The organism is Actinomadura violacea, from assembly GCF_017573465.1.
Lineage (GTDB): Bacteria > Actinomycetota > Actinomycetes > Streptosporangiales > Streptosporangiaceae > Spirillospora > Spirillospora violacea.
In genome coordinates, this window is the sequence record NZ_JAGEPF010000027.1 from 22,022 (window position 1) to 35,678 (window position 13,657).

A 13,657-nucleotide genomic window follows, 5' to 3' on the forward strand; every position below is an offset into this window, starting at 1 on the left:
ACCTCCCCGTTATTGGAACCACTGTCGAATATAGCTCGCGGGCACCGCCGGCGGGAGGTGTCGGTAGGTGTCGGTAGGTACACCTCCGGCATGGTGTTCAGGGCCAGTGCGGGCCGCCCGCGGCACCGGAAGTCTTGATCACGTCAGCTTCCGAGCCGTTGAGGAGCCCCCATGGCACGCATGATGGTCCGCGTCCTGTCCACCGCGCTGGCCGGCGCCGCGCTCACCGCCGCCGCCGTGCCCGCCGCGAGCGCCGCCGCCCGTCCGGGCCCCGGCAAGGGCCTGGACGCGAAGGTCCGGGAGCGCGCCGGCAGGCTGGTCGCCGACGGCGCGCCCGGCGTGATCGTCATGACGCGGCGCGGCGGGCACGTCTCACACGTCACCGCCGGGGTCTCCGACAAGGCGACCGGCGCGCCGATGGACGCGCGGCTGCTGTTCCGCATCGCCAGCGTCACCAAGACGTTCACCTCGACGGTCGTGCTCCAGCTCGCCGCCGAGCACCGGCTGTCCCTGGACGACACCGTCGACCGGTGGCTGCCCGGCCTCGTCGAGGCCAACGGCAACGACGGCTCGAAGATCACCATCCGGCAGCTGCTCGGGCAGACCAGCGGCCTGAACGACTACACGCCGGACCCGCGGGTGATGTCCGACCCGGCCCGCTCCTGGAAGCCCGCGGAGCTGATCGCGATCGCGACCGAGAAGCCCCCGCTGTACGCGCCGGGGACGAGCTGGAACTACTCCAACACCAACTACATCCTCGCCGGGATGATCATCGAGAAGGTCACCCGGCACCCGGTCGGCACCGAGTTCCAGCGGCGGATCTTCACGCCGCTGCACCTGCGGCACACCTACTACCCGACGACGAACCCCGGCTTCCCCGGCCCGTACGTCCACGGCTACTACTACGACTACGGCGACGTCAGCACGGCGATCAGCCCGTCGAGCGCCCGCACGTCCGGCGGCATCGTCAGCACGGTCGACGACGTCGCGCGCTTCCACCGCGCCCTGTTCACCGGACGGCTGCTCCCGGCGAAGCAGATGCGCGAGATGCGGGCCGTCCGGCCCGTCAACGACGACGGCGTCGTCGAGGACTACGGCCTCGGCGCCGCCCGCATCAAGTTCTCCTGCGGCTACGCGTGGGGCCACGACGGCGGCTTCCCCGGCTACCGGACGTGGACCTACACCAGCGCCGACGGCCGCCGCCAGGCGATCGTCACCTACAACGAGTCCAAGTACGAGTACGACAAGGGGTTCCGCGCCGACCTCGCCAAGACCACCGAGACCGCCTTCTGCGGCTGACCGCGCCCGGGCGATCCGCGGCGGCCGTCTCGTTCGTTCGAACGAGACGGCCACTGAAGGTGAATCTTCTTCTAACAATTGACGATAAATAATCCGGGAATCGCCTGATATTCGGCACTTTGCCGACGGCCAGCAGGTCAGGCGCCTACCGCACGGCCCGCGCGTTCGGTTATAAGCAGATGAGCAGCGCGCCCCATGATTTGTTCTTTTGCTCTACAGAACGCCCCCGGTGCCCCTGCGTACCGTCGAAACGTCCTGGACCGCGGACGGACGGCGCGCGGGGGTCCCCGCTCGGCGCGTCCCACCCCCGCCCGCGGTCTCGAACTACCGCCGCCCGCGCCCGCCGGGTCGGGAGGGGCGACCCCCACCCCGACCCCCCGCTCCCCGGCCCGCGCGGAACGCGGTGACGGAGGTGCCCGATGACCAGAACCCTCGACCCTGGAGGTCTCGCCGAGCGCTCGGCCGCGCTCCCGCCGCGGCTCGCCCGGATCATGCGTCCCGAACTGCCCAGCCTCGCCGAGGAGATCGTCGCCGAGATCCGCCGCGCGATCCCCGAGTACGCCCGCCCGATCGACGGGCCGTACGGGCACGTGCTGCGGATCAGCGTCGAGCACAGCCTGGCGGCGTTCGTCGACCGGGTCGCCGCGCCGCCCGGCGCGCCCGCCGTGATGAGCGACGGGTCCGCCGGCACCGCCCGCATGCTCGGCCAGTACGAGGCGCACGAGGGCCGCAGCATGGACAGCCTGCAGGCCGCCTACCGGATCGGCGGGCAGGTCGCGTGGCGGCGCGTCATGAAGGTCGCGCCCCGCCACGACATCTCCTCCGCCGTCATGTCCCGCCTCGCCGACGCCCTGTTCGTCTACCTCGACGAGCTCGCCGCGCTGTCGCTGGAGGGCTTCCTGGAGGCCCGGGCCCGTCCCATCCCCGCGATGGACGACCGGCGCCGCCGCCTCCTGCACCGGCTCGTCGCCGAACCGGGCTGCGACGTCGCCGAGGCGGCCGAGGCCGCGGGCTGGACCGTTCCGGCGGAGGTCACCCTGGTCGCCGTCGAGCCCGAGGCCCGCTGCGTCTGGACGGCGCTGGACGCCGACGTCCTCGCCGACCTGGAGTGCGCCGCCCCGCACCTGCTGGTGCCCGGCCCGTTCACCCCGGCGCGGCGCGCGATGCTGGACGCGGCCGTTCCCGGCCGCCGCGTCGCGGTCGGCCTCACCATGCCGCCCGCGCAGGCCGCCGACTCGCTGCGCTGGGCGCGGCAGGCCCTGTCGCTCGCGCTCGACGGCGTCTTCGACGACGACCCCGTCGTGCTGTGCGAGGAGAACCTCGTCACCCTCTGGCTGCTGTCGGACCCGGCGCTGGTCGAGCAGCTGACCCGGCGCCGGCTCGGCATCCTGGACGGGATGACCCCCGGCCAGCAGGACCGGCTCACCGAGACCCTGCGGACCTGGCTGGTCACCCGCGGCACCGCCGCCGAGATCGCCGAGCTGCTGCACATCCACCCGCAGACCGTCCGGTACCGGATGCGCAAGATCGAGCAGACGTTCGGCGAGGAGCTCGACGACCCGGAGGCCCGGTTCGGGATCGAGGTGGCGCTGCGCGCGGCGTTCCTGCGCTCGCGCCGGCCGTCCCCCGGGCCGCGGCGGGCGGCCGCGGTGTCGCATCCGGCGCCGCCGCATCTGCGCCGCCTGAAGTAGCGGCCGCTCATCGCGGGCACCGGCCGGTGGAGGGCCGGTGCCCGCGATGTGCGGATCTCGTGCTGATCGGCGGCGCTGCGGCGTTCTTCTGCGATGATCTGCGGGTGAACGTGATTCCGGGGGGTTTGTGGCGGTTTGCCGTGGCGGCGGGCGCGCTGGGCACCGTGCTCGGCGCCGGAGCCTGCGGCACCGAGAACGGCGTGGCGTCCGGCGACCCGGCCGCGTCCAGCACCGCGACGCGCGCGCCGTCCCCTCTGCTCACCCCGCCGTCGCCCACGCCGACCCCGTCCACGGCCTGCTCGGCGCAGGGCATCAGCCTCTCGATGGACCAGGTCGACGCGGCCATGGGCCTGCGCGCGACCTGGGTCCGGCTGCGCAACTGCGGCACGCGCCCGTACCGCCTGAACGGCTACCCGGCGCTGCGCGTCCTCGGCAAGGACCGGCAGCCGTTCGACGTCCACGCCATCCGCGGGACGCGCCAGATCAAGGACCCGGGGCCGAAGCCGATCACGGTCGCGCCCGGCAAGTCCGCGCGCATCGGGATCGTCTGGCGCAACCTCGTGACCGAGTCGAGCGTCCCGGCCGTCAACGGCACCTACCTGGAGGTGCGCCCGGCGGCCGGGCGGCCCGTCGTCGTCCTCCCGGCGAACGGGCCCCTCGACCTCGGCAACACCGGCCGCCTGGAGACCACCGCCTGGGCGCGCGTGCCGTGACCGCTCACCCGCCCGCGGGGAAGCGGGCCGGGGCGTCCGGCGGCTGGGCGGGCCGGACGATCGGGTGCCCGGCCGGCGGCGGGCTCGCGAGCGGCGAGTCCGGGTAGGCGGACGGGCCGTCCGGGAACCGGGTCACCGTCCGGGCGTACCGCCCCACCGCGCGCGGCGCCGTCCACGCCACCGGCCGCTCGACCACCGGCCGCTCGGCGGGCTCGGGACGCGCGGGCGCGGGGCGCTCCACCTCGGGACGGCGCGCGCGGCGCGGCGCGGAGCGGCGCTCGTGCCGCGGGAACGCGAGCAGCGCCAGGACGGCCAGCAGCACCCCAGCGAGCCGCAGCAGGAACAGCGCCGGCGCGTGCGGCCACGGCTCCCCGTACAGCAGCGTCGCCGACAGCAGCAGATGCGTCTTCGCGGTGACGGTCACGACGGTGACGATGATCGTGAGCCGGCAGCGCTGCAGGCCGATGGACAGCAGCCCCAGCCCGATGACGCCCGCCAGCACGAACAGGTACGGGTGCGGGGTGGAAAGGACCGCCGCCCCGCGGTGCCCGGCCAGCATCATCGCCATCCCCTGCCCGAACACCTCCGTCGCGCCGAGCAGGACGCCCGCGCCGAGCCCGTAGGCGATCCCGGTGATCGGCCGCGCGTGCCGGCCGGCGACCTGCCGGTCCCGGACGAAGAACATCCACAGCGGCAGGCCCAGCGACGGCACGAACACGAGCCCCGCCTTCCACAGCGGCAGCGCCTGCGCGGCCGCGGCGCCGTCCGGCCGGTGCAGGGCCTCGGCGAGCGTCTCGCCGCGCGCGGGCAGCACCGACAGCGCCGCGGTGAGCATCGCGGCGACGACGATGACGACGGCGAGCCACTCGCGGGACGTGGGCCGCTCCCCGAACCCGCTCATCCCCACCACGAGGAGGAGCGCGAGGCTCGCCCCGTAGGCCGGCAGCGACGCCACCACCGGCAGGCTGGTCAGGCCGCCCGCGAACAGCGCGAAGCCCGCGAGGACCACCGCGACGCCGGCGACCCAGCGGGGGCTGCGCAGCAGCAGCGCGGCGCCGTGCAGCGGCCGCCGGCCGCCGATCGGGCCGATCCGCCCGACGGCCGTCTTGAACAGGACGAAGGCGATGAAGTAGACGGCCTGCGCGACGCACGCGAGGACGCCGGCCCACGCGATCTCACTGGTGTTCACGGGTGCACCTCCGGGGGTGGGCCCCAGCCGGAGCCAGAGGCGGCCACCGGCGGGCGGTCCCCCTGTGCGGCCGCTCACCGGGCAGCAAACGCTGACGATTCGGATGGTGACACGGCGAGGGCGTCCCGCGATTGGACCCCGGACACGGAGAATCTTCCGCTTTTACGCGCCCGGGTGAGTGGTGGCGCCCGTCAGCGGACCGGCAGGCCCGTCACGGCCCGGCCGATGACGAGGCGCTGGATCTCGCTGGTGCCCTCGAAGATCGTGAAGATCTTCGCGTCGCGGTGCATGCGCTCGACCGGGTAGTCGCGGGTGTAGCCGTTGCCGCCGAGGATCTGGATCGCCTCGCCGGTCACCCGCACCGCCGTCTCGCTCGCGACCAGCTTGGCCATCGAGCCCTCGGCGTTGTCGAACGGCAGGCCCCTGGCGGCCATCCACGCCGCCCGCCACACCAGCAGCCGCGACGCGTCGATCGCCGTCTTGCAGTCGGCGAGCTTGAACGCGATGGCCTGGAAGTCCCCGATCTTCTTGCCGAACTGCTCGCGCTCGCGCGCGTAGCCCAGCGCGTACTCGTAGGCGGCGCGCGCGATCCCCACCGCCGACGCGCCGACCGCCGGACGGGTCGCCTCGAACGTCTTCATCGACACCTGCCCGCGCCCCCGGCGGCCCTCGCGTGCGCGCGCGAGCCGCTCGTCCAGCCGGTCCTTGCCGCCGACGAGGCACCGGCCCGGAACCCGGACGTCTTGCAGCACCACCTCCGCGGTGTGCGACGCCCGGATGCCGTGCTTGCGGAACTTCTGCCCCTGCTCCAGCCCCGGCGTGCCCGGCGGGACGACGAAGCTCGCCTGCCCCCGCGACCCCAGCTCCCGGTCCACCGACGCGACGACCACATGGACGCGTGCGATGCCGCCGTTCGTCGCCCACGTCTTCGTGCCGTTCAGCACCCACTCGTCCTTCGCCTCGTCGTACACCGCGGTGGTGCGGATCGCGGACACGTCGCTGCCCGCGCCCGGCTCCGACGAGCAGAACGCCGCGACCGCGACGTCGTCCGGGGTGCCGAACATCGCCGGCAGCCACTCCTCCGCCTGCTCCGGCGTCCCGCTGGTCGCCACGGCCGCGGCGGCCAGCCCCGTCCCCGCGATCGCCTCGCCGATACCGCCGTCGCCCCAGAACAGCTCCTCGAACGCGACGGGGATGCCGAGCCCCGTCGGCGACAGCGACTGCGTCGCGAAGAAGTCCAGCGAGTACAGCCCGATCCGCGCGGCCTCCTCCAGGATCGGCCAGGGCGTCTCCTCCCGCTCGTCCCACTCCGCCGCCGCCGGGCGGATCACGTCCTCCGCGAACCCGTGCACCCAGTCGCGGACCTGGAGGAGTTCCTCGTCGAGTTCCAGAGAGAACGTCATGAGCCGGCCCCTTCGCCATCCGTCGGTGGCGATGACGCTAGAACGCGCCCAGCGCGCGCGCCGTACGTTCGAACGATCTCTTCGACCCCCCGTTGTGCGGACGGGTGAGTGGCGCAGGCGCCGCCGTTCAGCATTTTCGCAAGGCGGCGATGGCATGGTGATCCATACCGTAGGCTCCCGCGAAGGGGTCGATGGCCGGGCTTTGGACCGGTCCCGGAAGGTACGGATCGACTCGTCCGGCGCATTGCCCGATCACGCACCGCAGGTGGATGATCGCAGTGCGCTTCCGACTCGATGTGGTGATGCGGTGACTGCGATGCAACGGCTCGGCGAACCGTTCGGGTTCGCCGGCGACCCGGCGGAGGGCCGGCGCGCGCGGCGGGCCGTGCGCGAGCTGGCCGCGAAGGTCGTCGCGCAGGACGAGCTGCTCGACGACGTCGAGCTCATGGCCGCCGAGGCGATCGCCAACGCCGTCCTGCACGGCAGCGGCGCCATCACCGTCGCCGTCGAGACCGACGGCCGCCGGCTGCGCGTCGAGGTGTCCGACGAGGGCCCCGTCCAGGACGACCTGCACGGCCGCCGCCGCATCGACCACGGCCGCGGACTCACCGTCATCGACGCCCTCGCCGACGAATGGGGCCTCGACCAGTCCCCCCGCCGCACCCGCCTCTGGTTCGAAGTCTCCCAGGAGGAGGACGCGGTCAGCTCGGTGGGGTGAGGGCGCGGCGGAGGACTTTGCCGGTGGCGTTGCGGGGGAGGGCGTCCAGGAAGTGGACGTCGCGGGGCACCGCGAAGCGGGCCAAGCGGTCGCGGACGTGCGCGCGGACGGTGTCGGCGTCGAGGGTCTCGCCGTCGCGCAACACGACGTAGACGGCGGCGCGCTGGCCGAACTCCTCGTCCGGGACGCCGGTGACCGCCACCTCGCGGACCTGCGGCAGCGTCGCGACGGCCTCCTCGATCGCGCTGGGGAACACGTTCTCCCCGCCGGAGACGATCATGTCGTCGTCGCGTCCGTGCACGAAGAGGCGCCCCTCGCGGTCGAGGTTGCCGAGGTCGCCGAGGCTCATCAGGCCGTCGCGCATCTCCTTGGTGTCGCCGCTGGTGTAGCCGGCGAAGAGCAGCTCGTTGGCGGCGAAGATGCGGCCGGTGGTGCCCGGCGGGACGGGACGGCCGTCGTCGTCGTAGATCGCGACGCGGGTGCCGGGCGGCGGCTTGCCCGCGGTGTCGGGGAAGGCGCGCAGGTCGGCGGGGTCGGCGATGGTCACCCAGGACGCCTCCGTCGACCCGTACAGGTTGTAGAGGACGTCGCCGAAGGCGTCCATGAACGCGGTCGCGAGCGTGGGCGGCAGCGCGGAGCCGCTGACGGCGGCGATCCGCAGCGCGGACGTGTCGTGCTTCGCGCGGGCCGCGTCCGGCAGGTCCATGATCCGCTGGAGCATGACGGGGACGGCGACGAGCGCCGTCGCGCCGGTCGCCTCGACGGCCCGCAGCGTCAGCTCCGGGTCGAACCGGGCGCGCAGCACGATCGTGGCGCGCAGCGACACCGCGATCTGCAGCATCGCGTATCCCCAGGTGTGGAAAAGCGGCGCCTCGATGAGCATCCGCTCGTGCACCCGGTACGGGATGCGGGACAGGATCGACGCGAGGGGCCGCAGGCCGGGGCGGGAGCGGCGGTCGGCGCCCTTCGGGCGGCCCGTCGTGCCGGAGCTGAGCACGATCGTCCGGCCGGTGCGCGCGGGCGGCTCGACCGGGCCGGCGGGCGCGGTCGCGATGAGCGTCTCCAGCTCCGCGTCCGGCGACCCGGCGGTGACGGCCCGGACCGTCTTCGGCAGCGCGGCGAGGAACGCGCCGAACCCCTCGTCGGCGATCACCACGTCGGCCTGCTGCTGCCGGACGACCGCGACGAGCTGGCCGGTGCTCATCCCGGTGTTCAGCATGACGAGGTCGGCGCCGGCCTTTCCGCACGCGGCGAGCGTCTCGACCATGCCGCGGTGGTTGCGGCACAGCACCGCGACGCGGGGCGCCTCGCTGATCCGGCGGAGCGCGGCGGCGAGCCGGTCGGTGCGGGCGTCGACCTGCGCGTAGGTGAGCGTTCCGTGGTCGTCGACGATCGCGACGGCGTCCGGGTCGCGGGCGGCGGCGGACGCGACCGTCCCGCCGAGCAGGGTGCCCCAGCGGCGCAGCGCGCCGAGCTGGCGGGCGACGCGGAGCGGCGGTCCGGGGCGCCACAGCCCGCTGCGGACGAACATCTCGCCCGCCCGCGCGACCGACGCGGTGCGCCGCCCGAACTCCGAAGGTCCGCTCATCTGCCGCTCCCGGTCCGACGCGTGCTCCAGTGGGGGCTTCGACCGTACGGACGGGCGCCCGCGCGGCTCTTGCGACTCAACCCAGGTGTTCGGGCGGGCGGTTGTCAGGCGCCTGACAACGCTCCGGTGCGGGCGCGGGCGTTGAGGATCATCTCCAGTTCCAGGCAGCGGCGCGGGTCCTGCAGGTCGGCGCCGAACAGCTCCTCCAGGTGCCGCAGCCGGTAGCGGACGGTCTGCGGGTGGACGTGCAGCCGGTTGCCCGCCTCGGTGGCGTTGAAGTTGTTCTCCAGCAGCGACAGCAGCGTCTCGGCGAGCCGGTCGGCCTGCGTGCGGGTGAGGGCGCGCAGCGGCGCGAGCCGCGAGTCGGCGGCGTGCGCGATGAGGTCCTCCGCCGTGAAGATCACCAGCAGCGGGACGTGGTCCATGCAGCGGACGACCGCGTCGCCGTCGATGTGGCCGCGCCGGGTGACGGCGAGCGCGTGCCGGGCCCAGCGCATCGACTCGGCGGCCCGCTGCGGCGGGACGGTCGGGCCGATCACGACGATCCAGTCGCGCAGCAGCGCCTCGGTGAGCCGGCCGCGGCCGGGGCCGTCGGGGTCGGGCAGGACGAGGGCGGGCTCGGGGCCGGCGAGGTCGGCGAGCACGTCCGGCGGCGGCGCGGGGAACGGGTCGTCCGGTCCGGGGTCGGCGCGGGGGTGCAGGGCGACGGCGGCGACGCCGCGCGGGACGCGCCAGCGGGCGGCGCGGGCGGCGTCGGCGATCTCCTCGTCGCCCGCGCCGGCCAGCAGCAGGCCGAGCAGCCGGGCGCGGCGGCGGCGCTGCGCCTCGCCTTCGCCCGCGCCGCGGTCCGGCCGTTCGGCCTCCCAGCCGCGGACGGCCTCGGCGGCGACGGCGTCCATGTAGGCGAACTGGGCGTCGGCGATCAGGCCGAGCGTCTCCCGGTCGAGTTCGAGGGACTCGGCGAGCGCGGTGAGGGCGCGCCAGGCGGCGCGCGCGCTGCGGCGCAGCGCCCGGTGCGCCTCCTCCAGGTCGCGGCCCCGCACCGCCATGTCGCGGCCGAGCGCGCGGTGCGCGGCGGCGACCCGTCCCCAGGCGCCGCGGGGGTCGTCGACGAGGTCGAGGAAGTGCCCGAGCCCCGCGACGATCTCGGCGCGGATCCGTTCGGCGCCGCGCCCGTCGCCGGGCGGGACGCCGCCGGGCCCGCCCCGGCGCACGTCGGCGAGGACCCCGTCGGCGGCGCCGGCGGCCAGCGGCCGCATCCGGCGTGCCAGCCCCGCGGGGATCTGCTCGAACGGGCGGACGTCCAGCACGGCCTGCGTCATCGAACGCTCCTCGGCTCGATGGAACCTTGTGATACCCCAAGTCCCACAAGGATGGCGCATCGGCCCGTTCATTGGTTGTCACGATGGTGAGCAAATGCCCCGGCGACCCCGCGCCGTCTTGCTAACGCCTTGGAAAACCCCCATGTCACAACAACGAACACTGGGATCTTAAGCGGAACCGCCGCGTGGAACGCGGCGGCCCGTCGGCCCTTGACCCTTGCGGGAGCTAGCGGCTTGCTGAACTTCCCGTCTCACTGGCGGCGGCAGCGGGCACCGCGGCCCCGACCGCGACGGCGGTCTCCCCCGCCGCCTCCGCGGAAGGCGCGTCGTCCGGCAGGTCGAGGCTGTCGCGCAGCGTCACCGGCTTGAGGAACGCCGCCGCGACGATCCCGACCACCGCGATCAGCGCGGAGAACAGGAAGATGTGCCCGGTCGCGTCGCCGTAGGCGGCCCGGACGATCTCCCGGATGGGGCCGGGCAGCGCGCTGACGTCCAGGTTGCCGGTGTCGCCGCCGCCCGCCGCCGGGTTCACGCCGATCCGCGACAGGCCGTGCGCGATGTTGTCCGACACCCGGTTCGCCAGGACGGCGCCGAGGACCGAGACGCCGATCGTCCCGCCGAGCGAGCGGAAGAACGTGACGGTGCCGCTCGCCGCGCCGATCTCGTTCAGGTGCACCGAGTTCTGCACGACGAGGACGAGGTTCTGCATCGCCATGCCGACGCCCGCGCCGACCAGGAACATCCCGGCCCCGACGAACACCAGCGAGGTGCTCTGGTCGATGGTGGCCAGCGCCGCGAACCCGGCGGTCAGCACGATCACGCCGGCGACGATGTAGGACTTGACCTTGCCGGTCCGGGTGGTGAGCCGGCCGACGATCGTGGACGAGCCGAGCACGCCGACCATCATCGGGATGGTGAGCAGGCCGGCCTCGGTGGGGCTGTAGCCGCGGCCGATCTGGAAGTACTGGCCGAGGAAGACCGCGCCGCCGAACATCGCCATGCCGACCGCGAGGCTGGCGAGGATCGCCAGGGCGGTGTTGCGGCGGGCGACGATGCCGAGCGGGACGATCGGCTCGGCCACCCGCGACTCGACCCACACGGCGACGGCCAGGATGAGCAGGCCCGCGCCGACCATCGCGCCGGTCTGCCAGGACAGCCAGGCGAACTTGTCGCCGACGAAGGTCACCCAGATGAGCAGCAGGCTGACGCCGCCGGCCAGCAGCGCCGCGCCCCAGTAGTCGATCTTGACGTCGCCGCGCCGGACCACCGGCAGCTTCAGCGTCTTCTGCAGCAGCGCGAACGAGACGACGGAGAACGGCACGCCGATCAGGAAGCACCAGCGCCAGCCGAGCCAGGAGGTGTCGACGATCAGCCCGCCGAGCAGCGGGCCGCCGACGGTGGCGACGGCCATGACGGCGCCGAGGTAGCCGTAGTAGCGGCCCCGGTCGCGGGGGCTGATCATCGCGGCCATGACGATCTGGACGAGAATCTGCAGCGCGCCGACGCCGAGGCCCTGCAGGGCGCGGAACGCGATGAGCTGCGCGCTGTTCTGCGCGAACCCGGACGCGATCGACGCGACGACGAAGATGACGATCGAGGCCTGGAGCAGCCGCTTCTTGTCGTAGAGGTCGGCGAGCTTGCCCCAGATGGGGGTGCTCGCCGTGGCGGTCAGCAGGGTCGCGGTGACGACCCAGGTGTACTGCGACTGGGTGCCCTTGAGCGTGCCGATGATCTGCGGCAGGGCGGTGGACACGACGGTCTCGCTCAGCATCGCGACGAAGAGCACCAGCAGCAGGCCGCTGAGCGCCTCGAAGATCGATCTGCGCGACATGGTCGCGGACGGCGCCGGCGGGGCCGGCTGATCGGCGGACACGGTCAAGGGACGCCTCCGGGTGGTGAGTGGGAACGCCGTATAGAAGGCGTCAGCGGCCCACATTATTCCCACTGGGCAAGTTTTCGCATCGGGAAAATTTGCGCCCGCTAGGGTGAGGTCATCATGGACACCACGGCCGGCGGGCTGCGCGAGCGCAAGAAGGAGGCGACGCGCACGGCCCTGCACGAGGCCGCGGTGCGCCTCGCCGTCGAGCACGGGCTGGACGACGTCACGGTCGAGGCCATCGCCGACGCCGCCGGCGTGTCCCGCCGCACCTTCTCCAACTACTTCGGCGGCAAGGAGGACGCGCTCCTCTACGGCGACGAGCAGCGGATGCGCGGCATCCTCGACCGGTTCGCCGCCCGCCCGCCCGGCGAGACGTCCTGGACCGCGCTGCGCGCCGCGTTCCACGAGCTGTCCGGCGAGATCGGCGAGCCCGACCCGCGCTGGGCCGCGCAGACCCGGCTCGCCCGCGCGCACCCGACCGTCCTCGCCCGCCAGCTCGCGCACTACGCCACGTTCGAGCGGGCCCTCGCCGACCTCATCGCGGCCCGCGACGGCCTGCCGCCCGGCTCCACCCGCGCCGTCGTCATGGCCGGCGCGTTCATGACCGCGCTGCGCATCGCCGCCCTCGCCTGGACCGAGCAGGACCCGCCCCGTCCCATGGCCGAGGTCACCGACGAGACCCTCACCGCGATGGCCGCCCCCTTCGCCTGACCGCCGATAGGGTCGGGTGGATGCCGGCCACCACGCGCGCGACGCGCCCCAAGGAACCAGCCGCCCCCAAGCTCCCCGGCACCCTCGCGCCCGGCGACGACGTCCTCGAAGACGACGGCGTCCACCTGTCCGCGGACTACGGGCCGCTCGACCTGACCGGCCGCGACGCCGAGGACGTCGAGTTCGACCGCTGCCGCTTCCGCGAGACCCGCCTCGCCGGCACCGCGCTGCGCCGCCCCGAGTTCACCGACGTCGAGTTCACCGGCTGCGACCTGGCGAACCTCCGCCTCACCGACGCGCGGCTGCACCGGACGGCGATCGACGGCAGCCGCCTCACCGGAACCGCCATGACCGGCTCCGCGCTGCGGGACGTGCTGTTCAGCGACTGCCGCGCCGACCTGTCGTCCTTCCGGTTCAGCCGGTTCAAGAACGTGGTGTTCCGCGACTGCAACCTCACCGACGCCAACTTCCAGGAGGCCGACCTGTCCGGCGTCCGCTTCGAACGCTGCCGGCTGACCGGCGCCCAGTTCAGCAACGCCGTGATGAAGGGGACCCGGCTGTCCGGCTGCGACCTCTACGGGGTCCGGGGCGTGCAGAGCTTCGCCGGCGCCGCCGTCCCCGCCGCCGACGCCCAGGGCCTGCTGTTCGCCCTGGCCGCGGCGATGGACATCACCATCGAGGACTAGCGCTCCCTGGGCTAGGACTCCTTCAGCTGGGTGAAGCGGATGCTGTTGCCGAACGGGTCGCGGAGCGCGGCGTCGATCCCGTACGGGCGCTCGGTCGGCTCCTCGGTGAACTCGACGCCCCGGTCCCGCAGCGTCTCGTAGGTCTTGCGGCAGTCGTCCACGCTGAAGATGAGGTGGCCGCCCGTCGCGCCCTTCGTCAGCAGCTCCCGGACCTGCCCGGCGGTCTCGTCCGACAGCGACGGCGGGCCCGGCCGCTCCAGCATGATCTGGCGGTCCGGGTCGCCCGGGACGTTGACGGTCAGCCACCGCATGGGGCCGAAGTCGACGTCGGCGTTCACCTCCAGGCCGAGCTTGCCGACGTAGAAGTCGAGGGCCTCGTCCTGGTCCAGGACGTAGATCTGGGAATGCGTGATCGCGTTGAACATGCACGTCACGCTACTGAGCGCGCGGCGAGAAGA

General features: G+C 73.6%; 12 protein-coding genes. 6 read left to right on the forward strand and 6 right to left on the reverse strand.

Features of this window, described 5'->3' with window-relative positions; translation table 11 throughout:
• Positions 1–171: 171 nt before the first annotated feature.
• The 3 genes from J4709_RS37805 to J4709_RS55115 all read left to right on the forward strand — a co-directional run bounded on the left by J4709_RS37805 (position 172) and on the right by J4709_RS55115 (position 3,703).
• Positions 172–1,299 carry a serine hydrolase domain-containing protein gene (locus J4709_RS37805; RefSeq protein ID WP_208248447.1) on the forward strand — a complete coding sequence of 376 codons (1,128 nt, stop codon included), beginning with the start codon at positions 172–174 and terminating at the stop codon, positions 1,297–1,299.
• A gap of 419 nt (positions 1,300–1,718) precedes the next feature.
• A complete protein-coding gene (locus J4709_RS37810) occupies positions 1,719–2,990 on the forward strand; it encodes a PucR family transcriptional regulator (protein ID WP_208248451.1) in 1,272 nt (423 codons plus the stop codon).
• 104 nt (positions 2,991–3,094) lie between these two features.
• Positions 3,095–3,703: a DUF4232 domain-containing protein gene (locus J4709_RS55115; protein WP_208248453.1), complete on the forward strand. Its 609-nt coding sequence runs from the start codon at positions 3,095–3,097 to the stop codon at positions 3,701–3,703.
• A gap of 4 nt (positions 3,704–3,707) precedes the next feature.
• Here the strand turns inward: J4709_RS55115 and J4709_RS37820 are convergent, their stop codons facing one another.
• The gene (locus J4709_RS37820) at positions 3,708–4,892 is read right to left on the reverse strand and encodes a DMT family protein (protein ID WP_208248456.1); all 1,185 of its coding nucleotides are present in this window, start codon (positions 4,890–4,892) and stop codon (positions 3,708–3,710) included.
• 191 nt (positions 4,893–5,083) lie between these two features.
• A complete protein-coding gene (locus J4709_RS37825; protein WP_208248458.1) occupies positions 5,084–6,295 on the reverse strand; it encodes an acyl-CoA dehydrogenase family protein in 1,212 nt (403 codons plus the stop codon).
• 316 nt (positions 6,296–6,611) lie between these two features.
• On the opposite strand from J4709_RS37825, the gene J4709_RS37830 reads away from it, so the two are divergent.
• Positions 6,612–7,013 (forward strand): ATP-binding protein, encoded by a 402-nt coding sequence (locus J4709_RS37830; protein ID WP_208248737.1) that lies wholly within the window; start codon positions 6,612–6,614, stop codon positions 7,011–7,013.
• Here J4709_RS37830 and J4709_RS37835 read toward each other — a convergent pair.
• The 3 genes from J4709_RS37835 to J4709_RS37845 all read right to left on the reverse strand — a co-directional run bounded on the left by J4709_RS37835 (position 6,997) and on the right by J4709_RS37845 (position 11,754).
• Positions 6,997–8,601 carry an AMP-binding protein gene (locus J4709_RS37835; RefSeq protein WP_208248461.1) on the reverse strand — a complete coding sequence of 535 codons (1,605 nt, stop codon included), beginning with the start codon at positions 8,599–8,601 and terminating at the stop codon, positions 6,997–6,999. The two genes, J4709_RS37830 and J4709_RS37835, sit on opposite strands and share 17 nt — an antisense overlap.
• A 104-nt stretch (positions 8,602–8,705) precedes the next feature.
• Positions 8,706–9,923 carry a PucR family transcriptional regulator gene (locus J4709_RS37840; RefSeq protein WP_208248464.1) on the reverse strand — a complete coding sequence of 406 codons (1,218 nt, stop codon included), beginning with the start codon at positions 9,921–9,923 and terminating at the stop codon, positions 8,706–8,708.
• Between the two features lie 226 nt (positions 9,924–10,149).
• Positions 10,150–11,754, reverse strand: a complete 1,605-nt coding sequence (locus J4709_RS37845; RefSeq protein WP_208248466.1) for an MDR family MFS transporter — start codon at positions 11,752–11,754, stop codon at positions 10,150–10,152.
• 165 nt (positions 11,755–11,919) lie between these two features.
• Here J4709_RS37845 and J4709_RS37850 point away from each other — a divergent pair, with 165 nt between their 5' ends.
• Both J4709_RS37850 and J4709_RS37855 read left to right on the forward strand, forming a co-directional pair.
• Complete coding sequence (locus J4709_RS37850) at positions 11,920–12,513, forward strand: TetR/AcrR family transcriptional regulator (protein ID WP_208248468.1); 594 nt, start codon at positions 11,920–11,922, stop codon at positions 12,511–12,513.
• 20 nt (positions 12,514–12,533) lie between these two features.
• Positions 12,534–13,199: a pentapeptide repeat-containing protein gene (locus tag J4709_RS37855; RefSeq protein ID WP_208248471.1), complete on the forward strand. Its 666-nt coding sequence runs from the start codon at positions 12,534–12,536 to the stop codon at positions 13,197–13,199.
• 11 nt (positions 13,200–13,210) lie between these two features.
• Here the strand turns inward: J4709_RS37855 and J4709_RS37860 are convergent, their stop codons facing one another.
• Complete coding sequence (locus J4709_RS37860; protein ID WP_208248473.1) at positions 13,211–13,624, reverse strand: VOC family protein; 414 nt, start codon at positions 13,622–13,624, stop codon at positions 13,211–13,213.
• Positions 13,625–13,657 lie beyond the last annotated feature (33 nt).